The organism is Sphingomonas sp. BK235, from assembly GCF_004345855.1.
In the GTDB taxonomy this organism is placed as follows: Bacteria; Pseudomonadota; Alphaproteobacteria; order Sphingomonadales; family Sphingomonadaceae; genus Sphingomonas.
Map to the genome: position 1 here is coordinate 80,045 of NZ_SLXN01000003.1, position 18,639 is coordinate 98,683.

At 70.8% G+C, this 18,639-nt stretch carries 17 protein-coding genes, 1 tRNA gene and 1 pseudogene; 10 read left to right on the forward strand and 9 right to left on the reverse strand.

The genetic code is table 11. The features are described 5' to 3' along the window. Nucleotides 1-743: 743 nt before the first annotated feature. The 4 genes from EV292_RS09345 (at nt 744) to EV292_RS09360 (ending at nt 5,776) form a co-directional block, all read left to right on the forward strand. Nucleotides 744-2,828 carry a S9 family peptidase gene (locus tag EV292_RS09345; protein WP_243693693.1) on the forward strand — a complete coding sequence of 695 codons (2,085 nt, stop codon included), beginning with the start codon at nt 744-746 and terminating at the stop codon, nt 2,826-2,828. A gap of 277 nt (nt 2,829-3,105) precedes the next feature. Further along, entirely contained in the window at nt 3,106-4,656 is a 1,551-nt protein-coding gene (locus EV292_RS09350; protein ID WP_132908951.1) for a GAF domain-containing protein, read from the forward strand. Next, entirely contained in the window at nt 4,653-5,036 is a 384-nt protein-coding gene (locus EV292_RS09355) for a response regulator (RefSeq protein ID WP_132908952.1), read from the forward strand. Before EV292_RS09350 ends, EV292_RS09355 begins: the two co-directional genes overlap by 4 nt. After that, entirely contained in the window at nt 5,033-5,776 is a 744-nt protein-coding gene (locus tag EV292_RS09360; protein ID WP_132908953.1) for a Crp/Fnr family transcriptional regulator, read from the forward strand. The genes EV292_RS09355 and EV292_RS09360 overlap by 4 nt, the downstream gene beginning before the upstream one ends. A gap of 78 nt (nt 5,777-5,854) precedes the next feature. Here the strand turns inward: EV292_RS09360 and EV292_RS09365 are convergent, their stop codons facing one another. The 3 genes from EV292_RS09365 to rplK all read right to left on the reverse strand — a co-directional run bounded on the left by EV292_RS09365 (nt 5,855) and on the right by rplK (nt 8,346). Beyond that, nucleotides 5,855-7,024 (reverse strand): alpha-hydroxy-acid oxidizing protein, encoded by a 1,170-nt coding sequence (locus EV292_RS09365; RefSeq protein WP_132908954.1) that lies wholly within the window; start codon nt 7,022-7,024, stop codon nt 5,855-5,857. 193 nt (nt 7,025-7,217) lie between these two features. Continuing rightward, entirely contained in the window at nt 7,218-7,910 is a 693-nt protein-coding gene (gene rplA / locus EV292_RS09370; RefSeq protein WP_132908955.1) for a 50S ribosomal protein L1, read from the reverse strand. A gap of 4 nt (nt 7,911-7,914) precedes the next feature. After that, complete coding sequence (gene rplK, locus EV292_RS09375) at nt 7,915-8,346, reverse strand: 50S ribosomal protein L11 (RefSeq protein ID WP_132909404.1); 432 nt, start codon at nt 8,344-8,346, stop codon at nt 7,915-7,917. Nucleotides 8,347-8,947: 601 nt separating this feature from the next. On the opposite strand from rplK, the gene EV292_RS09380 reads away from it, so the two are divergent. After that, nucleotides 8,948-9,901, forward strand: coding sequence for a helix-turn-helix domain-containing protein (locus EV292_RS09380; protein ID WP_132908956.1), 954 nt, complete (start codon nt 8,948-8,950; stop codon nt 9,899-9,901). Nucleotides 9,902-9,928: 27 nt separating this feature from the next. On the opposite strand, the gene nusG is transcribed toward EV292_RS09380, so the two are convergent. From nusG to EV292_RS09410, 6 genes are all read right to left on the reverse strand, one after another. After that, nucleotides 9,929-10,465: a transcription termination/antitermination protein NusG gene (gene nusG, locus EV292_RS09385; RefSeq protein WP_132908957.1), complete on the reverse strand. Its 537-nt coding sequence runs from the start codon at nt 10,463-10,465 to the stop codon at nt 9,929-9,931. A gap of 17 nt (nt 10,466-10,482) precedes the next feature. Continuing rightward, nucleotides 10,483-10,680, reverse strand: coding sequence for a preprotein translocase subunit SecE (secE, locus tag EV292_RS09390; RefSeq protein ID WP_132908958.1), 198 nt, complete (start codon nt 10,678-10,680; stop codon nt 10,483-10,485). A 301-nt stretch (nt 10,681-10,981) separates the two neighbouring features. Next, nucleotides 10,982-11,221, reverse strand: a complete 240-nt coding sequence (locus EV292_RS09395) for a hypothetical protein (RefSeq protein ID WP_132908959.1) — start codon at nt 11,219-11,221, stop codon at nt 10,982-10,984. 149 nt (nt 11,222-11,370) lie between these two features. Next, nucleotides 11,371-11,446: transfer RNA gene (locus tag EV292_RS09400), tRNA-Trp, on the reverse strand. Between the two features lie 100 nt (nt 11,447-11,546). Further along, nucleotides 11,547-13,922 carry an EAL domain-containing protein gene (locus EV292_RS09405; protein WP_132908960.1) on the reverse strand — a complete coding sequence of 792 codons (2,376 nt, stop codon included), beginning with the start codon at nt 13,920-13,922 and terminating at the stop codon, nt 11,547-11,549. Between the two features lie 200 nt (nt 13,923-14,122). Further along, nucleotides 14,123-15,868: a fatty acyl-AMP ligase gene (locus EV292_RS09410; protein WP_132908961.1), complete on the reverse strand. Its 1,746-nt coding sequence runs from the start codon at nt 15,866-15,868 to the stop codon at nt 14,123-14,125. 100 nt (nt 15,869-15,968) lie between these two features. On the opposite strand from EV292_RS09410, the gene EV292_RS09415 reads away from it, so the two are divergent. The 5 genes and pseudogenes from EV292_RS09415 to EV292_RS23450 all read left to right on the forward strand — a co-directional run. Further along, complete coding sequence (locus tag EV292_RS09415) at nt 15,969-16,529, forward strand: RecX family transcriptional regulator (RefSeq protein ID WP_132908962.1); 561 nt, start codon at nt 15,969-15,971, stop codon at nt 16,527-16,529. A gap of 88 nt (nt 16,530-16,617) precedes the next feature. After that, the gene (locus EV292_RS09420; RefSeq protein WP_243693694.1) at nt 16,618-17,190 is read left to right on the forward strand and encodes a cold shock domain-containing protein; all 573 of its coding nucleotides are present in this window, start codon (nt 16,618-16,620) and stop codon (nt 17,188-17,190) included. Continuing rightward, on the forward strand, nt 17,187-17,699 hold the full coding sequence (locus EV292_RS09425) for a DUF192 domain-containing protein (RefSeq protein ID WP_132908963.1): 513 nt from the start codon (nt 17,187-17,189) through the stop codon (nt 17,697-17,699). Before EV292_RS09420 ends, EV292_RS09425 begins: the two co-directional genes overlap by 4 nt. A 94-nt stretch (nt 17,700-17,793) precedes the next feature. Next, entirely contained in the window at nt 17,794-18,186 is a 393-nt protein-coding gene (locus EV292_RS09430; protein WP_132908964.1) for an NADH:ubiquinone oxidoreductase subunit NDUFA12, read from the forward strand. Nucleotides 18,187-18,389: 203 nt separating this feature from the next. After that, a pseudogene (locus tag EV292_RS23450) lies at nt 18,390-18,623 on the forward strand (DUF2155 domain-containing protein); the annotation flags it as partial. Nucleotides 18,624-18,639 lie beyond the last annotated feature (16 nt).

An 18,639-nucleotide genomic window follows, 5' to 3' on the forward strand; every position in this document is an offset into this window, starting at 1 on the left:
GCGGCCGATATGGGGCGGTGGAACGCGCTTGGCCGGCGTCGTGCTGGGCTCGTTTCAGGATGCGCCGTGAGAAGGACGACTGGCCTGCGATCAACGATGCCGCTGTCCACGCATCCCCGTCACCCCGGCTTTGGGGCGACCTTCGCGAAAGTAGCGGAACCTTCCTCCTCTTCCGTCATCCCGGTATTGTTCCGGGATCCACTTCACCGGGAGAGCAACTTCTGGTGGGTTCGCGGGACGGTGAGTCCGGGCCCAAAAAGGTGGCTCGCATCTTCGGCCGTCTGATCTCCGGCTGCTTTTCACGGGTGATACGCTGCGACGAAGGGACCGCTTTCTCTTTCCTCATTGTCATCCCGGCCTCGCGCCGGGATCCATCCCTCCGCGGAAGCAACATCGACGGCTTTCGCGGCACCATGGATCCCGGGTCGAGCCCGGGATGACGGGATAAGCTGCTTCCGCGACAATGAACCTTTTGGGTCCGGACCCGTGGATCCCGGAACAAGTCCGGGATGACGGGAGGGGCTGCGAAGGTTCCGCTTTCGCCATGGTGACGGCTACCGGGTGGAGCGGGAGGCCGTCAGGGGACCTGACGCTCTCGCCTCATGTGCACGCCGCCGGCCGACAGCGCCAGCCGGCCGCGCGCCCTCGCACCCCCGCCAAACCTCCTCCACCCGCCTCATTGCGCCGCCGATACTTTCGTCCATGATCGCGCGCGTCCCACCTCCCGCGGAGTCGTCCCCATCGTGCGTCCAGCGCTCTCCCGTCTCGCTCTCTGCCCCGCTCTCTTTCTCGCCCTGCTCGCTGCCCCCGCCGCCGCGCAGCAGCCGCCCGCCGCCACGCCGGCGGACGGTCCGACCCGCCGCTTCACCGGCGCCGACCTATTCGGCCTGTCGGTCGCGAGCGACCCGCAGATCAGCCCGGATGGGAAGACGATCGTCTACGTCCGCCGCTCGGGCGACATCATGACCGACCGCATGGCCTCGTCGCTGTGGCTGATCGACGTCGCCAGCGGGCGCCAGACCCCGTTCGCCACCTCGGGTAGTTCGCCGCGCTGGTCGCCCGACGGCACGCGGATCGCCTATGTCGCGGGCGACGGCGACCAGTCGCAGCTGTTCGTGCGCTGGCTCGCCAGCGGCAGCAGCGCGCGCGTCACCTCGCTGCCCGGTGATCCCAGCGCGCTCGCCTGGTCGCCCGACGGCACCCGTCTCGCCTATGTCGCCAACGTCGCGGGCGAGGGCACGACGCTCGGCAAGCCCCCCGCCAAGCCCGAGGGCGCGAAATGGGCGCCGGGGCTGGAGGTGATCGACCGCGTCACCTATCGCAACGACGGCCCCGGCTATCGCAAGCCCGGCTATGCGCATGTGTTCGTCGTCGCGGCGGACGGCGGCGCGGCGCGCCAGCTCACCTTCGGCCGCTTCGACGACGACGGCCCGCTGGCGTGGAGCCCGGACGGACGCCGGATCCTGTTCGCCGCGATCCGCGCCGGCGACACCGAGCGCGAGGTGCTCAACACCGACGTCCAGTCGGTCGACGTTGCCAGCGGCGCGGTCACCGCGCTGACCACGCGCCAGGGACCCGACGCCAACGCGCGCGTCTCGCCCGACGGCCAGCGAGTCGCCTGGATCGGCTTCGACGATCACCGCCGCGGCTATGAGGACGCGCAGCTCTACGTCGGCGGGGCCGACGGTGGCGCGCCACGCTCGCTCACCGCGTCGCTCGATCGCAGCGTCGAGGACGTGCAATGGGCGCGCGACGGCCGCAGCCTCTACGCCAGCTACGACGACCACGGCCAGCGCAAGCTCGCGCGCGTCGGCACCGACGGCAAGCTCAGCGTGATCGCCGACAATCTCCAGGGCAGCGGGCTCGACCGGCCCTATACCGGCGGCGACTTCTCGGTCGCGCGCGACGGCACCGTCGCCTACACCGGCGGTGACGCGGGCGCGCCGGCCGACGTGTGGGTGCTCGCCGGCGGCAAGCCGCGCCGGCTGACCCAGCTCAACGCGGTGATGACCGCCGCCAAGACGCTCGCCCCCGTCCGCAAGCTGAGCGTCACCGCGCCCGACGGCCGCGCGATCGACGCCTGGCTCGCCACCCCGCCGACGCGCGCCGCGGGGCAGCGCGTTCCGCTGATCCTCGAGATCCACGGCGGCCCGCACTCGGCCTATGGCCCGACCTTCGCCAGCGACGTCCAGCTCTACGCCGCGGCGGGCTATGCCGTGCTGTGGGTCAACCCGCGCGGCTCGACCTCCTACGGCGCCGAGTTCGCCAACCTGATCGACAAGAACTATCCCTCCGCCGATTATGACGACCTGATGGCCGCGGTCGACGCCGCCATCGCCGACGGCACCGCCGACGCGGACAACCTGTTCGTCACCGGCGGTTCGGGCGGCGGGGTGCTGACCGCCTGGATCGTCGGCAAGACGCACCGCTTCAAGGCGGCGGCGACGCAGAAGCCGGTGATCAACTGGATCAGCGAGGCGCTGACGATGGACAACACCACCTTCACCTCGCGCTACTGGTTCAGCAAGCTGCCGTGGGAGGATCCGATGAGCTATTGGGTGCGCTCGCCGCTCAGCCTGGTCGGCAACGTGACGACGCCGACGCTCGTGGTGGTGGGCAGCGAGGATTATCGCACGCCGGTGAGCGAGTCGGAGCAATATTATGCCGCGCTCCAGATCGCCAAGGTGCCGACCGCGCTGGTGAAGGTGCCGGGCGCGAGCCACGGCGGCTTCACGTCGCGGCCGTCACAGTCGGCGGCCAAGGCGGCGGCGATCCTGGCCTGGTTCGACCGCTATCGCGCGCGCGGCGGGGCGGTGCCGGCGAACTGAGCCGGGTGTCGGGCATGGCGCCCGACGCAGGCACCTCCGTCATCCCGGCCTCGAGCCGGGATCCATGGCGCCGCGAGAGCAACGGTCGAGGCGTAGGCGGCCCGTTGGATCCCGGCTCAGGGCCGGGATGACGGACGAGACGCTTCCGGCCGTGCTTTACCTCGACTGGAGGCGTGGGCGCCTGCCACCCCCGCGGCGGCTGCCCCAGGACATAGGTTAAGATGTTTGATCTGAGGTATTTACGTCGCTGGACGTTGGCCGGGGGAGGGTGAGAGCGATGAGGATGGAGCCTCGCGACGAGACCAGCCTGCTGGCGACGCTCGCGCGCAAGAACGCGGTGCTGGAGGGCATCAACCGGATCTTCCACGAGGCGCTCACCGCGCCCTCGCTGGAAGCGCTCGGCCGCGTCTGCCTGCGCGTCGCCGAGGACGTCACCGGGGCGTCGTTCAGCTTCATGGGCGAGATCGACCGCGCCACCGACCGGCTCGACGAGATCGCGATCAGCGAGCGCGGCTGGGCCGCATTCGAGGCGGCGAAGAGCGACTGGCCGCACGGCAAGGTGCCTACCGGGCTGACCATCCACGGCCTGTACGGACGCGTGCTGCGCGAGGATGCGGCATTGATCTTCAACGATGCCGCGACTCATCCCGACCGGATCGGCACCCCGTCCGGACACCCGCCGCTGAAGAATTTTCTCGGCGTGCCGCTGCGCCGCAACGGGGCGCTGATCGGCATGATCGGGCTCGGCAACCGGCCCGAGGGGTTTCGCGACGTCGATGTGGCCGCGGTGGAGGAACTCGCGCCCGCGATCGTCCAGGCGCTCCACAGCAAGCGTGCCGAGGCGGCGCTGCGCGACAGCGAGGAACAGCGCCGGCTGACGCTCGAGTTGGTGCCCGCGATGCTGTGGCGGGTCGATGCCGCCGGGCGCATCACCTCCAACCAGCAATGGCAGGCGGTGACCGGGCAGAGCGACGCCCAGGCGTCGGGTGGCGGTTGGATGGAACTGATCCACCCGAGCGAGGCGGGCAAGGTGACGCGGGCGTTCCGGCGCGCGCATGCCGCGGGCGAGCCGGTGACGGTGCAATGCCGCGTGCGTCAGGCGGGGGGCGGCTATCGCGCGGTGCTGATCCGGCAGGTGCCGGTGCGCGATCCGACGGGCGCGATCAGCCATTGGTTCGGCGCCGCGACCGACGTGGGCGACATGCAGTCGATGGAGGAGCGCCAGCGCGTCCTCGTCGCCGAGCTCCAGCATCGCGTCCGCAACATCCTCACCGTGATCCGCTCGGTGTTCGCGCGCACGGTCGCGTCGGGCGAGTCGCTCGACGACGTCGCCGACCATTTCCGCGGCCGGCTCGATGCGCTGGCGCGCACGCAGGTGAGCGCGACGCTCAACGCCAGCGGCACGGTCGACCTGGAGAATCTGATCCGCGACGAGTTGCTGAGCGTCGGCGTCTCCGACGGGAATTCGGTCAGCATCGCCGGGCAGGATGTCGCGCTGCCCGCCGCCAGCGTCGAGCTGCTCGGGCTGGCGATCCACGAGCTGGCGACTAACGCGCTAAAATTCGGCGCCTTTCGCGTGAACGGCGGCTCGCTCGCGATCACGTGGGATGTTAAACTAGGTGAGAGCGGGACCCGCCAGCTCCACCTTAGGTGGAGCGAGAGCGGGGTTCCCGCGGTACCGGTCGTCCCGCCGCGGCAGGGCTTCGGGATCGAGCTGATCGAGGAAGCGCTCCCCTATCGGCTCGGCGCCGAGACCGGGCTGACGTTCGCCGGGGGCGGTGTGTGCTGCACGATCGTGCTGCCGCTGCCCGACGAGGAAGGGAAATGACCATGGCAAGCCGGCTCGCGGGCAGACGGATCCTGGTGGTGGAGGATGAATATTTCATCGCCTCCGATCTCAAGCGCGCGCTCGCGGGCGAGGGCGCGGAGGTGATCGGCCCGGTCAGCAGCGTCGCCGCGGGGCTGGAGCAGGTCGAGCGCGGCGCGGCGGAGGCGGCGCTGCTCGACGTCAATCTCGAGGGCGATTCGTCGCTCGCGATCGCCGATCGGCTCAGCGCGCTCGGCATACCCTTCATCTTCATCACCGGCTATGACGGCTGGGCGCTGCCCGACGCCTATCGCGACGTGGTGCGCGTGCCCAAGCCGTTCGCGGTGTCCGCGGTGCTCGCCGCGGTTAACCGACTTCTCGCACCGGAGGACGTGCCATGATCCGCGCCGCCACCATCGTCGACGACCGCCAGCCCGCGTTGCAGCGACTGGCGTCGCTCGCGCCGCTCGACGTCGCGGCGCTCGACGCGCTCGCCCGCGCGAGCAACCAGGCGCAGACGATCCGCGCGCGGCGCGAGCTGGTGAGCGAGGGGCGCGAGATCGCCGAGCCGCTGCTGCTGCTGCGCGGCTGGGCGGCGCGGGTGCGACTGCTCCCCGACGGGCGACGGCAGTTCCTCAGCTTCCTGCTGCCCGGCGACGTGATCGGCCATTGTCCGCAGCCGCGCCCGCTCGCGGTCGCGACGATCGTCGGGCTGACCGACGTGCTGGTCTGTCCGGCGCCCGCGGCGGAGCCCGGCTCCGCGCTCGGTGTCGCTTATGCGATCGGCGACGCGCTGGATCAGGCCTATGTGCTGGCGCAGGTCACCCGGCTGGGCCGCCTCAACGCGCAGGAACGGATCGGCGACCTGCTGCTCGAGCTCCACGAGCGGTTGATCGCGAACGGCATGGCGCGCGGCAGCAGCTTCGACCTGCCGCTGACGCAGGAGACGCTCGCGGATGCGCTCGGGCTCACCTCGGTTCACGTCAACCGCATGGTCCAGCAGGCACGGCGCGAGAACGACCTGCAGTGGAAGGGCGGCCGCGTGACGCTGCTTGACCCGCCGGGACTGGCGCGCAAGATCGGCCGGACAGCGGTGCGCGTGTCGGCGACGGTGGGGCCGCAGCCGGCGCGCGGGCGCTGACCGGGAAAGCAGCTTATCGTCACGCCTCGCTCCCGACGCGAGCAGGGCGGGACCAGTCGCCGGACGACTCCCTGACCCTCAGCGGTCGGTCCGCCGCGCCCCCGCGTCGCGCACCGCGGCGAGCGTGGGCCAGCCGTTGACCGCCATCAGCAGGTCCGCCTCTGCCAGCAGGCAGCGCAGCACGTGCGCGCAGCCCGCCGCGCCGCCGAGCGCGAGACCGTAGCTGTACGGGCGTCCGACGCCGACCAGATCCGCGCCCAACGCCACCGCCTTGATCACGTCGGTACCGCTCCGCACCCCGCCGTCGAACCACAGCGGCACGCGTCCTGCCACCGCCGTCGCCACCTCCGGCAGAAGGTCGATCGCGGCGATCCCGCCATTGGCCTGTCTCCCGCCGTGGTTGGACAGATAGACTGCGTCCGCGCCGCCATCGATCGCGCGGCGCGCGTCGTCGGGATGGCAGATACCCTTGAGGACGATCGGCAGGCGGGTGAGCGAGCGCAGCCAGGGCAGGTCGTCCCAGGTGAGCACCTGGCCGAAGGTCGCCGCCCAGGTCATGATCGCGGCGCGGCGATCCTCCTCGGGCGGGCGCGCGAGCAGCCGGCGGAACACCGGGTCGCTGAAGTAATTGGCGAGCACATGCCCGCGCAGCTGCGGGAAGTTGGCGGTGTTGAGGTCGCGCGGGCGCCAGCCAGTGACCCAGGTGTCGAGCGTCACCACGATCGCGCGATAGCCCGCGGCTTCGGCACGGCTCACCAGACTCGCGGCGAGGTCGCGGTCGCGCGGGGTGTAGAGCTGGAACAGCGCCGGCGTGTCGCCGCTCTCCGCGATCACCGCTTCCAGCGGATCGTTGGCCAGCGTGGAGGCGCAGAGCGGAACCCCCGTCTCCGCGGCGGCGCGCGCGGCGGCGAGATCGCCGTGCGCGTCCTGCGTACACATGCCCGTCACGCCGATCGGCGCGAGGAACAGCGGGGAGGCGAGCCGCGCGCCGAACAGATCGGCGGAGAGGTCGCGCCGCGAACAATCCACCATCATCCGCGGCACCATGCCCCAATGGCCGAACGCCTCGGCATTGGCGCGCTGCGTCCGCTCGTCGCCGCACCCGCCCTGGACATAGCTGAGCAGATCGGCGGGCATCGCCGCCGCGGCGCGACGTTCCAGCGTCGCGGCGTCGACCGGCCAACGCGGCGTAACGCCCTCGAGCCCGGCGCCATAGATCGCCAGCTGATAGTCGCCGAACTGCGCCATCCTCGCCTCTCCCGTCTGGGACAGCGACCTACGCCGATCGCGGGCGCTTCTCCACGCCGATGCGATGGAGCGTGACACGAAGAAGGGCCGGGATCGCTCCCGGCCCTTCCGCTGTTCGTCTTCGAAGGTGCCCCGGGCGAGCCGGGGCGTCCGTTCGTCGAGGTGCCCCGGGGTGAGCCCGGGGCGGGGGGCGTCAGGCGCCCGCGACCTCGGCGACGTCGACCTTGATCCCCGGGCCCATCGTCGAGCTGACCGCGATCTTCTTGACGTACTTGCCCTTGGCGCCCGACGGCTTGGCCTTGACCACCGCGTCGACCAGCGCGTCGAAGTTGCGGCGCAGGTCCTCGGCGCCGAAGCTCGCCTTGCCGATGCCCGAGTGGATGATCCCGGCCTTCTCGACGCGATACTCGACCTGACCGCCCTTGGCGGCCTTCACCGCCTCGGCCACGTTCATCGTCACCGTGCCCAGCTTGGGGTTCGGCATCAGGCCCTTGGGGCCGAGCACCTTACCCAGGCGGCCGACCACGCCCATCATGTCCGGAGTCGCGATGCAGCGATCGAAGTCGATCGTGCCGCCCTGGACCGTCTCCATCAGGTCCTCGGCGCCGACCACGTCCGCCCCCGCGGCGCGCGCCTCGTCGGCCTTGGCGCCGCGCGCGAACACGCCGACGCGGACGGTCTTGCCGGTGCCGGCGGGCAGGGTGACGACGCCGCGGACCATCTGGTCGGCGTGCCGCGGATCGACGCCGAGGTTCAGCGCGATCTCGATCGTCTCGTCGAACTTGGACGATGCGTTCTGCTTCGCCAGCGCGATCGCCTCGTCGACGCCGTGCAGCTTCTCACGGTCGATCGTCCAGGCCTTCTGCTTCTTGCTCACCTTCGCCACGGCCTCAGCCCTCCACCACTTCGAGGCCCATCGCGCGGGCCGAGCCTTCGATGATGCGGGTCGCCGCCTCGAGATCGTTCGCGTTCAGATCCTTCATCTTGGTCTGCGCGACCTCGGCCAGCGCCGAGCGGGTGATCTTGCCCGCGGATACCTTGCCCGGCTCCTTCGAGCCCGACTTCAGGTTGGCCGCCTTCTTGATCAGGAAGGTCGCCGGCGGCGTCTTCGTGATGAACGAGAAGCTGCGATCGGCGTAGACGGTGATCACGGTGGGCAGCGGCGAGCCCTTCTCCATGTCAGCGGTCTGCGCGTTGAACGCCTTGCAGAATTCCATGATGTTGACGCCGCGCTGACCCAGCGCCGGGCCGATCGGCGGCGACGGGTTGGCAGCGCCCGCGGGCACCTGCAGCTTGATATAGCCTGTGATCTTCTTTGCCATTCGTCTCACTCTGTTACTGGGCGCGCCCGAGGGAAGCGCCCGGTTCAAGTCTAGCGGTTCGTCCGGGCGCGGCCGCAGCCCCGCCCTCCCGCGGCGTTCCATCGTGTGATGCGGTGGAAGCCGGCGCGCGTAGCGCAGACGCGGGGCTTTGGCAATGGCGTGAGGAGGCGGACGTTCTCCCGCCGCGGCGCACAGCAGCCAACGACCGGTCATCTCGGTCGCCGTTGCCGTCTCCCGCTTCATCTTCGGCGCCGCGGTCGGCCGGAAGCGGCGGCCGGCATAGCGAAGATGGTCCAAGAAGATCACGATGGTAGCGGGCGATGTCGTCGCATCGATCGAGCGATGCGACCCTTGCGCTCGGACGACTATAGTGGGTGCCGCAAGGCCGAGCGGCGCTAGAGGCACGCCGCGGTACAGACGGCGTGACGCGTTTCGCCACGAAGAGGTTCGTCTATAGCAGTGTCGTCACCCGGCGCGAAGTGTAACCAGCAGAAGCACTTGGCGGGGCGTGCCATGATGGCACTCGGTAATTGGTGTAAGTCTGTTGTAAGTTTCTGCCATCTCGATTGCCGTTTGGCCCGCAGTTGGTTAATCATAGGCTGTGCCCGGCTTCATCCCCCGTACAGGAACGACACGCGACGGCGCGCCGCTGTCGCTGAGTCGGACGCCGCCGGACGATCTCGCTCCCTTTGTCGCGCGCTTCTTCGTCACGGTGTTCGAGCGGCCCGCCGATGCGGTGCTCGATGACTTCCTGCTCCACGAGACCGCTTACGTCCGCGTCCCGGTGATCGGCCGCTGGTCGATGCTGGTCGAGGGCGCGTGGCAGGATCACGAGGGCCCGATGCTGTTCGGCGCGCAGCAGCGGCGCTTCCCCGTGCGCTGCGTCGGCCCGATCGTCGCCGCGGGCTTCGCGATCCGGCCGGGGGGGTGGTTCGGCTTCTCGGATGTCCCCGCCGACGCGCTCGCCGACCGGTTGGTGCCGATCGCGCCGGGGCGCTGGCACGACTCGCTGCGCTGGGCCTGCGCCGACGTCTATGACCATGAACAGACCTTCGCGCGGCTCCACCAGGTGGTGCGCGATCAGCTCGTCGTGCGCGGCGCGGTCGCCGATCTGCTCAGCGCGCGGTTCGAGCGCATCGCGCGGGTCGATCCGACCCGCCCGGTCACCGAGATCGCGGCCGAGTTCGGCATCTCCGGGCGCCGGCTCGATCGTGCGGTGCGCCAGCATTTCGGCCACCTGCCCAAGACGGTGATGCGCCGCAGCCGCTTCCTCGACATGGCCGCGGTGATGCGCGGCCTGGCGGTGCCGAGCGCGGACGAACTCGCCGAGCTGCGCTTCTACGACGCCTCGCACCTCAACCGCGAGTTCCGCGAGTTCGTCGGCATGACGCCGGCGCAGTTTCGCCGCACGCCCACGCCGCTGCTCACCCCCGGTCTGGAGGTGCGGCAGCAGCGCAAGCGCGCCGATCTGGCGCCCAATGCACCGGTGCCCTGGCTGGCGGAGGGGCAGCCCTGCCCCCCGGAGCCGGGTCGGCCCGAGACCGACCGCGGCTGAGCCGTCGCGCGCGCGACGGCGCGGCGCTTACTTGCTGCGCTCGACCTGCTCGAAATCGAGCTCGACCGGCGTGGCGCGGCCGAAGATGCTGACCGACACCTTGACCTTGGACTTGTCGAAGTCGAGCTCCTCGACCGTGCCGTTGAAGCTCGCGAACGGCCCCTCGAGCACCTTGACCGCGTCGCCGATCTCGTAATCGACCTTGACCTTGGTCTTGGGCGCGACCGCCGCCTCTTCCTTGGAGTTGAGCATGCGCGCGGCCTCGGTGTCCGAGATCGCCTGCGGCTTGCCCGACGAGCCGAGGAAGCCGGTCACCTTGGGCGTGTTCTTGACGAGGTGATAGACGTCGTCGTTCATGTTCAGCTTGGCGAGCACATAGCCCGGCATGAACTTGCGCTCGACCGCGATCTTCTTGCCGCGGCGCGCCTCGGTCACCGTCTCGGTCGGCACCTCGATCTGCTCGACCAGCTGCTCCAGCCCCATGCGGGTGGCCTCGGCCATGATCGAGTCACGGACCTTGCCCTCGAAACCCGAGTAGGCGTGGATGATGTACCAGCGCGCCATCTTAGTGCTTCCCGTCCTTACTTCGCCAGGCTCAGCAGCGCTTTGACCACGGCGTTGAAGAACGAGTCCACCGCCAGGAAGAACAGCGCCAGGATCGTGGTCATCACGACGACCATCACGCCCGTCATCATCGTCTCGCGGCCGGTCGGCCACACGATCTTGGCGGTCTCGGTACGGACCTGGCGGATGAATTCGAGCGGGGTCGTCTTCGCCACGATGTTGAGCCCTTGTTGAGCCTTGAGAGAATGTCCCGCCAGCCGCCGGCATGGCCCCGCCACCGCTGCCCCGTGATCGGAGAAGCGGTGAGAAAACCGTCCGTGCTGTCGGATGTGCCAGCGGACATAGGATCGTCGCCGACAAAAGGCAAGCGCGCGGGGGGGCTTGCCGCGGCGGGGATGAGGAGCGGGCCGGGACGAAGAAGGGGCTGGCACGAAGAAGGGGCCGGACGCGTGTCGCGCCGGCCCCTTCGATCGACACTGATGTCACTACCGGGTCGCGTCGCGACCCGGCGTGCGATCAGTTGCTGTCCGAATCGTCGTCGCTGTCGTTGACGATCGCGATCACGCCGATCGCGGCGATGCCGGCGGCGATGATCGCACCGAACACGCCCGCACCGGCGAGCTGGCTGTCCTTCGCGGTCGGGCTCGCGGCGCGCGCACCGGCGACCGAGAGGCTCGAGGCCGGGTTGGCGGTGGCGGCGAGCGCCGGGGTGGCAACGAGGCTGAGCGCGGCGGCGCCGGCGAGAATGGAACGCATTGGGCTACTCCCTTGGTGGTTGACGCGCGGCAAGCTAATACGTCGCACCTGCGAACGCGCAAGTCCGATAATCTTTCCGTCGTCACCGATCTGAGCAGAAGAAGCGGTGAGCCCGTGCCCAAGGATCACGCCCCGATGGGGCAAAGCACTGGCAGGAGTGGAGGGACTCGAACCCACGGCCCTCGGTTTTGGAGACCGATGCTCTACCAACTGAGCTACACTCCTGTGCGGGAGTGCTGTTGAACGTGCCCGCCGCGTTCGTCAAGGGCGCGTTCGCCGCGGCGTGATCGTCGCTGTGCCGCGGTCGGGCGCGCCGCCGCCGCGATCAGGCGGCGCGGTCCGCGGGCGCGGCGACTCGCGGGGCGGGGGGCGCATCGGGGCGACGCACCGACAGCGCCAGCGCGCGCGCCTCGGCGACCGGCAGCGGGCGGCCGAAATAGAAGCCCTGGATACTGCCGCAGCCCAGCTCCTGTGCCAGCCGCAGCTCGGCCTCGCTCTCCACGCCCTCGGCGGTGGTCGCCATGCCCATGCTCTGCGCCATCGCGACCACCGCGCGGATGATCGCGATCGCCTCGGCGGTCCCGCGCGACGCGGCCTGAACGAAGCTGCGGTCGATCTTGATCGAGGAGAAGCGCGTCGCGCTGAGATAGCCGAGCGACGAATAGCCGGTGCCGAAATCGTCGAGGCTGAGCCCGACGCCGAGATCGAGGATCTGCTTGAGCAACTGCACCGCGCCCGTGCCCTCGCGCAGGAAGACGCTCTCGGTCACCTCCAGCTCGAGCCGCCGCGCGGGCAGCCCGGTCTCGGCCAGCGCCGCGGTGATGACGCCGACGAACTGCGGGTTGTGGAGCTGGTCGGGCGAGACGTTGACCGCGATCCGCACGTCGTCGGGCCAGCCCGCCGCCTCGGCGCAGGCGGTGCGCAACACCCAGGCGCCGATCGGGGCGATCAGCCGCGCGTCCTCCGCGATCGGCACGAACTTGGCCGGCGGGATATTGCCCAGCTCGGGATGATGCCAGCGCAGCAGCGCCTCGAACCCGCGCACCGCACCGGTGCGCGCGTCGACCACGGGCTGATAGGCGAGATGGAGCTCCTCATTGTCGAGCGCGCGGCGCAGCGCCAGCTCGATCACGCGCCGCTCCTCCGCCTCGACGTGGAGCTGCGGGACATAAGCGTGATAGACTCCTCCGCCCTGGTCCTTCGAGCGATACAGCGCGAGATCGGCGGAGCGGATCAGCGTCTCCGCGGTGCGCCCGTCGCGCGGCCCCGTCGCCACCCCGACCGAGGCGCCGATATACAGCGTGTGCTGGTCCACCTCATAGGGTTGCGACAAGGTCTCGATGATCGTGCGGGCCAGTCGCTCCAGCCGGGCCGCGTCGCTGGCGTCGCGCACCACCACCGCGAACTCGTCGCCGCCGAGCCGGCCGATCAGCTCATTGTCGGTGACGAGCTGCGCGAGCCGCTCCGACACGCGACGCAGCAGCCGGTCGCCGACGGGATGGCCGAGCGTGTCGTTGACCGCCTTGAAGCGATCGAGATCGATCATCATGAACGCACAGCGCGCGCGCCAGCGTTCGGCGTCGGTCAGCGCGCGCGCCAGTTCCTCGTTCACGAACAGCCGGTTGGGCAGGCCGGTCAGCGCGTCGAACCGCGCCATGCGACTGATCTTCTCGGCCGAGGCGCGCTGCTCGGTGATGTCCGATGCGACGCCGCGATAGCCAGCGAAGCGGCCGGCGGGATCGAGCCGCGGCGTGGCGGTGAGCTCCCACCAGCGCGCCTCGCCCGCGACCGTGACCCGCAGCGCCACCGCGTTGAACGGCTCGCGCCGCGTCATCCGGTCCGCGATCAGCCGCAGCTCCTCGGCGCAGGTGCCGCGTTCCCAATCGGGGCCGGCGAGCAGCTGGAGGAAGGGCATCCCCTCCAGATCGTCGCGCGCGCACGCGCAGGCATGGGCCAGCCGCTCGCTGGCGCCGATGATGCGGCGCGCGGCGTCGGTTTCCCACAGCCAGTCACCACCGCCGTCGCCGACCTCGCGCAGCAGCAGCCGCACCGTCGCCTCGCGTTCCTCGAGCGCGAGCACCGCCGCGCTGAATCGCGCCACCGCACGGGCGCGTGCCAGCACGATCAGTGCGAGCAGCAGAGTGAAGACCATCGCGCCGACCGCACCGAGCCGGTCGCCGCCCAGCATCAGCCCCAGCGCCGCGGCGGCGCCGCCGACCAGCAGGAAGGCGAGCGCGGCGGGCGCGAGCGTCGCCGCGGCCAGCGCGATCGCGGTGGAGACGGTCCCGATCAGCAGGTGCAGCGCATGCGCGGTGCCCGCGTCCGCGCGCGGCGCGAACAGCAGCGGCACGATCGCCCAGACCAGCCCGAGCGCGGCGGCGGCGCGCACCGCCCCTCCCGAGAGCGCGGGCTCGTCGGCGTCGCGTTGCCGCAGCCGGTGGACCAGCGCCGCCGCCGCCAGCGTCGCCGCGGCGAGCCACGCGCCGAGCCAGGTCGCGGGCAGCGCGTCCGCCAGCAGCGCGACGGTGACCCCGCTCGCGACCAGCAGGATCGCGAGCAGCGCGGGGGCGAGCCGTCGCGCCACCACGCGCTGCGCCGCGGCGAGACGCGCCGCGGTCGAGTCGCCGGCGGCACGACGCCAGCCGAGCAGCGCGCGCACGGCGACCGGGGAAAGCGGGGGAGGCGGAGAGGCGGCTGTCACTCCCGTTCCTTAGCGCTTGGGTCATTGACGAAGCGTTGCGACCGGCAAGATCCCGCCACCCGGGCGGCACGCGCCTGCCGGAGCCAAATCGGTCGGCCTCAGTCACTTACAGTCGGAAGATGCGTCCGACGAGCAATTTACCATGCGAAACGAACGGAAAATATCTGGATCGACCGCCGCGGGGCGCGCGGCGGCGCGAGTCAGGCGGCCAGGTCGTAGGGCTTGATCTCACCCGCCAGATAGAGGTTGCGCGCCTTGGCGCGGCTGAGCTTGCCCGAGCTGGTGCGCGGCAGCGTGCGCGGGGGGATCAGCTCGACGACGCAGTTCATGCCGGTGACCGAGCGGACGCGGTCGCGGATCTCGTCGCGCAGCCGCACGCGCTCGACCTCGTCCGAGCTGCGGCACTGCACCAGCACCGCGGGGGTCTCCTCGCCGCCGGGCGTGGTGATCGCGAAGGCGGCGATGTCACCGGCCTTGAACCCGGGCAGCTGCTCCACCGCCCATTCGATGTCCTGCGGCCAGTGGTTGCGCCCGTTGATGATGATCATGTCCTTGGCGCGGCCGACGATGAAGATGTAGCCGTCGGACATATAGCCCATGTCGCCGGTATCGAGCCAACCGTCGACCAGGCACGCCGCGGTCGCCTCGGCGTCGCGGAAATAGCCCACCATCACGCTCGGACCGCGGCACCACACCTTGCCGATCGCGCCGTCGGGGAGCGGCGTGCCGTCCTCCTCGCGCACCGCGATCTCCATGTCGCGCACCGGCTTGCCGCAATTGACGATCGCGCGATAGCGCTGCGGCCGGTCCTCGCCGTGCTGCATGCCCGAGAGCTCGGTCTCCTCGACCAGCTCGACGCGGATACCCTCGCCCGGCGGCATCAGCGACACCGCCAGCGTCGCCTCGGCGAGCCCGTAGCTCGGCAGGAAGGCGGTCGCCTGGAAGCCCGCGTCGGCGAAGGCGTCGACGAAGGCCTGCATCACGTCGGGCCGGATCATGTCGGCGCCGTTGCCCGCGACGCGCCAGCGCGACAGGTCGAACCGGTCCGACGCCTTGGTCTGGCTGGAGATGCGGCGCGCGCAGATGTCATAGCCGAAGGTCGGCGAGTAGCTCAGCGAGGTGCCGGGGTTGCGACTGATCAGGTCGAGCCACGACAGCGGGCGGCGCGCGAAATCCTCGGTCTTGAGATAGTCGGTCGAGACCTGGTTGGCGACCGGCGAGAGGAAGCAGCCGACCAGCCCCATGTCGTGGTACCACGGCAGCCACGAGACGCAGCGGTCGGTCTCGATGATCTGCACGCCGTGCGCGTGCGCGGCGAGGTTGCTCAGCAGCGCGCGGTGCGTGATCGCCACGCCGTGCGGGAAGCGCGTCGAGCCGCTCGAATATTGCAGGTAGCAGACGTCGTCGGCGGTGCTCGTCGGCAGCGGCGCTTCCGGACCGGACTGGGTGGCGAACTCGACCCAGTCGACCCCGCGCACGCCCGAGGCCTCGGCGGCCGCGCCCGCCATCTGCGCCAGCTCGGGCGGGAAGACGAGCATCACGGGATCGCAGCTGGCGAGCTGGACGCGCAGCTGGTCGATATAGGAGTCACGCCCGCCGAACGAGGTCGGCAGCGGTAGCGGTACCGGCCAGGCACCCGCGAGGACGGCGCCGAAGAACAAGGCGGCGAATTCGGCACTGGTCTCGGCCACCAGCGCGACGCGGTCGCCGGGCACGACGCCCGAAGCGATGAGACGATAGGCGCAGGCGCGCGCGTCGTCGCGCAGTGCGGTGAAGCCATAGGCGCGCACCAGCGTGCCGCGCGCGTCATGGAAGTTGAGCCCGCGGCCGCCCCGCGCGGCATAATCGAGCGCCTCACCCAGCGTGGCGAAATCGGCGAAGCGGCGCGGCAACGGATCGGCCGTCGGCGTCGGCTGGGGAGAAATCGGGGCGATGTCGGTCGTCATCCTGTGTTCCTGTCGCAGCGGTCACGCCGGTGCAATAGTTAAGCGGCTATAGGCGTACTTTGGCCGAGCGTTCAAAATCGGATGCCAGTGTGGCACAAACATGGCCGTGTCGCTGCCCCATTCACCACGCTCCGCCGCGCGCCGCCGTCCGCCGCCGCTCGATCCCGCCGCGCTGGAGCGGCTCGCGCTGCGCTACGTCGAGCGGTTCGCCACCTCGCGGGGCAAGCTGGCGGACTATCTGGCGCGCAAGGTGCGGGAGCGCGGCTGGGACGCGGCCGCCGGTATCCCGCCGCCCGATCCCGCCGGCGTGGCGGCGCGGATGGCGGCGCTCGGCTATGTCGACGACCGGGGCTATGCCGACATGAAAGGCGCCGCGCTGGGGCGGCGCGGCTATGGCGCGCGGCGCATCGCCGCCGCCTTGCAGGCCGCGGGGCTCGCGCCCGAGGATGCGGCCGCCGCACTCGATCAGGCCCGCGCCGACGCGCTCGAAAGCGCGCTACGGCTCGCGCGACGCAAGCGCATCGGCCCCTATGCGGCGACGCGCGGCGACCCGCGCGAGCGCGAACGCCAGCTCGCCGCGTTGATCCGCGCGGGACACGATCCCGCCACCGCGCGCCGCGTGATCGATGCCGCGCCGGGGGACATTCCTGACCCCGAATGATGTTTCGGCGCTTGCCTTCGCGCATTGTGCAATGCACCAGTAGCAGCGCGTTAACGCTGCGGCACGGAAAAGGGGACGACGACGCGAGGTGCGAGACGAGGCTTCCGCGACCGCCGGCGATCCCCTCGATCCGGCCGGACCGACGCCGGCCGACGCCGCGCCGGTAGCGGTATCCGGCGTTCTGAAATGGTTCGACGCGACGCGCGGCTTCGGCTTCATCGTCGCCGACGATGCGGCGATGGGCGACATCCTGCTTCATTTCACCGTGCTCCAGGCGTTCGGCCGGCGTACCTTGCCCGAAGGGGCGAAGGTGGAAGGGCAGGCGATCCGCGGACCGCGCGGCTGGCAGGCGGTGACGATCACCGCGCTCGACCTCAGCGTCGCGGCGGAATCGATGCGCGATCGCGACCGCGACCGCGTCGATCCCACCGCACTCGCCGCTGAAGCGGGTGAGTGGGAGGAGGTGACGGTCAAATGGTTCAACCGGATCAAGGGCTATGGTTTCCTGGTGGCGCTGGCGCGACCGGGCGACATCTTCGTTCACATGGAGACGCTGCGCCGCGCGGGCATCAACGAGGCGCAGCCCGACCAGCCGCTGCGCGCGCGCATCGTCCAGGGGCGCAAGGGGCCGCTGGCGGTGGCGGTGGGCCTGCCCGAGTGACGCGCGCGCCGCTGCTGCTCGCGCTGGCGGTGGCGCTCGCCGCCTGCGGGCGCGGCGAACAGGCGCCGGCGACCGGCGCGACGACGACCAACGAGGCGACGACTGATGCGACGAGCGGCGCGGTGCAACGCGTGACCACGCCGGTGACGATCGAGAGCGGCGGCCGGCGCCACGTCTTCCGCGCGGAGGTCGCCTCCACCACCGCGCAGCAGGCGCAGGGGCTGATGTTCCGCACCGACCTGCAGCCCGACGATGCGATGCTGTTCGCGCCCTACCCGCCCGAGGGCGGGGCCCCGCGCGTGGCGGACTTCTGGATGAAGAACACGCCGCTGTCGCTCGACATCGTGTTCATCCGCGCGGACCATAGCATCGCCGCGATCGCGCAGAACACCACGCCCTTGTCGGAGGCGAAGGTGAGTTCGGGCGAGCCGGTCGCGGCGGTGCTCGAGCTGGTCGGCGGGCGTGCCGCGGCGCTGGGCATCGGCGTGGGCGACCGCGTCACCTGGTGACGTACTCACCTCCTCCCCTGCCGGGGGAGGATTGGCATCACGACACCCGCGGGGCATTGAACCGCGCGGGCGGGGCGGGTAAGCGCGGGGCACCATGGGCATCAACCTCAATCCCTTCACCTGGTGGAACGGCGCCAGCTGGGGCACCATCCTCGGGCTGCGCGGCAAGCGCCAGGTCGGCGAGGATTCGCTCGGCAACACCTATTGGGAGGGCGGTCGCGATACCGCGGGCAATCCGCGGCGCTGGGTGATCTACGCCGGCGCCAACGACGCCAGCCGCGTCCCGCCCGAGTGGTTCAGCTGGCTGCACCATCAGGTCGACGGCGCACCCGATCAGACGCTGCCGCCCGCGCGTCGGTGGGAGAAGCCCGCGGTGCCCAATATGACCGGCACCGCGCTCGCCTATCGCCCGCAGGGCGCGCTGGAGAAGGGCGGGCATCGTGCCGCCGCGACCGGCGACTATGAGGCGTGGAGCCCCGACGCGTGAAGCGCGGGCTCGCGATCGGCGGGCTGATAGTGGTGGCGGCGGCGGCGACCTGGGCGGGCCTGGGGCTGCGCGGCGGACGCCACGCCGACTCGCCGGCGGTGAGCAAGGCACTGCCCGCGCCGGCCGATGCGCCTGCGCCGCGCGCCTCGGACGAAGTGTCGCTCGATTCGCAGGATGATCCGGTCGATCTCGGCGCCACGCCGATGGCGCAGCGTGTCGCGGTGCTGGGATTGCTCAACAAGCGCAACGGCGTCAGCCGCGACATCACGCTCCGGCCGGGCCAGGCGGTGCGCGCGGGCGACGTGATCGTGCGGCTGCGCGCGTGCGAGCAGACCGCGCCGTGGGAGCCCGAGCCGCTCACCGGCGCCTTCGTCCAGCTCGACGTCCGCGCGGTGGAAGGCGGCTGGCGCCGCGCCTTCTCGGGCTGGCTCTACAAGGAGCGGCCCAATGCGA

Excerpts from the sequence above, each read along its gene's own strand:
- nusG (WP_132908957.1), bottom strand. The coding sequence starts at position 10,465 with ATGGCGCGCTGGTACATCATCCACGCCTACTCGGGTTTCGAGGGCAAG.
- EV292_RS09395 (WP_132908959.1), bottom strand. The coding sequence starts at position 11,221 with ATGCGTTCCATTCTCGCCGGCGCCGCCGCGCTCAGCCTCGTTGCCACC.
- rplK (WP_132909404.1), bottom strand. The coding sequence starts at position 8,346 with ATGGCAAAGAAGATCACAGGCTATATCAAGCTGCAGGTGCCCGCGGGC.
- EV292_RS09355 (WP_132908952.1), top strand. The coding sequence starts at position 4,653 with ATGACCATGGCAAGCCGGCTCGCGGGCAGACGGATCCTGGTGGTGGAG.
- EV292_RS09350 (WP_132908951.1), top strand. The coding sequence starts at position 3,106 with ATGAGGATGGAGCCTCGCGACGAGACCAGCCTGCTGGCGACGCTCGCG.
- EV292_RS09410 (WP_132908961.1), bottom strand. The coding sequence starts at position 15,868 with ATGACGACCGACATCGCCCCGATTTCTCCCCAGCCGACGCCGACGGCC.
- EV292_RS09415 (WP_132908962.1), top strand. The coding sequence starts at position 15,969 with ATGGCCGTGTCGCTGCCCCATTCACCACGCTCCGCCGCGCGCCGCCGT.
- EV292_RS09430 (WP_132908964.1), top strand. The coding sequence starts at position 17,794 with ATGGGCATCAACCTCAATCCCTTCACCTGGTGGAACGGCGCCAGCTGG.
- EV292_RS09365 (WP_132908954.1), bottom strand. The coding sequence starts at position 7,024 with ATGGCGCAGTTCGGCGACTATCAGCTGGCGATCTATGGCGCCGGGCTC.
- EV292_RS09360 (WP_132908953.1), top strand. The coding sequence starts at position 5,033 with ATGATCCGCGCCGCCACCATCGTCGACGACCGCCAGCCCGCGTTGCAG.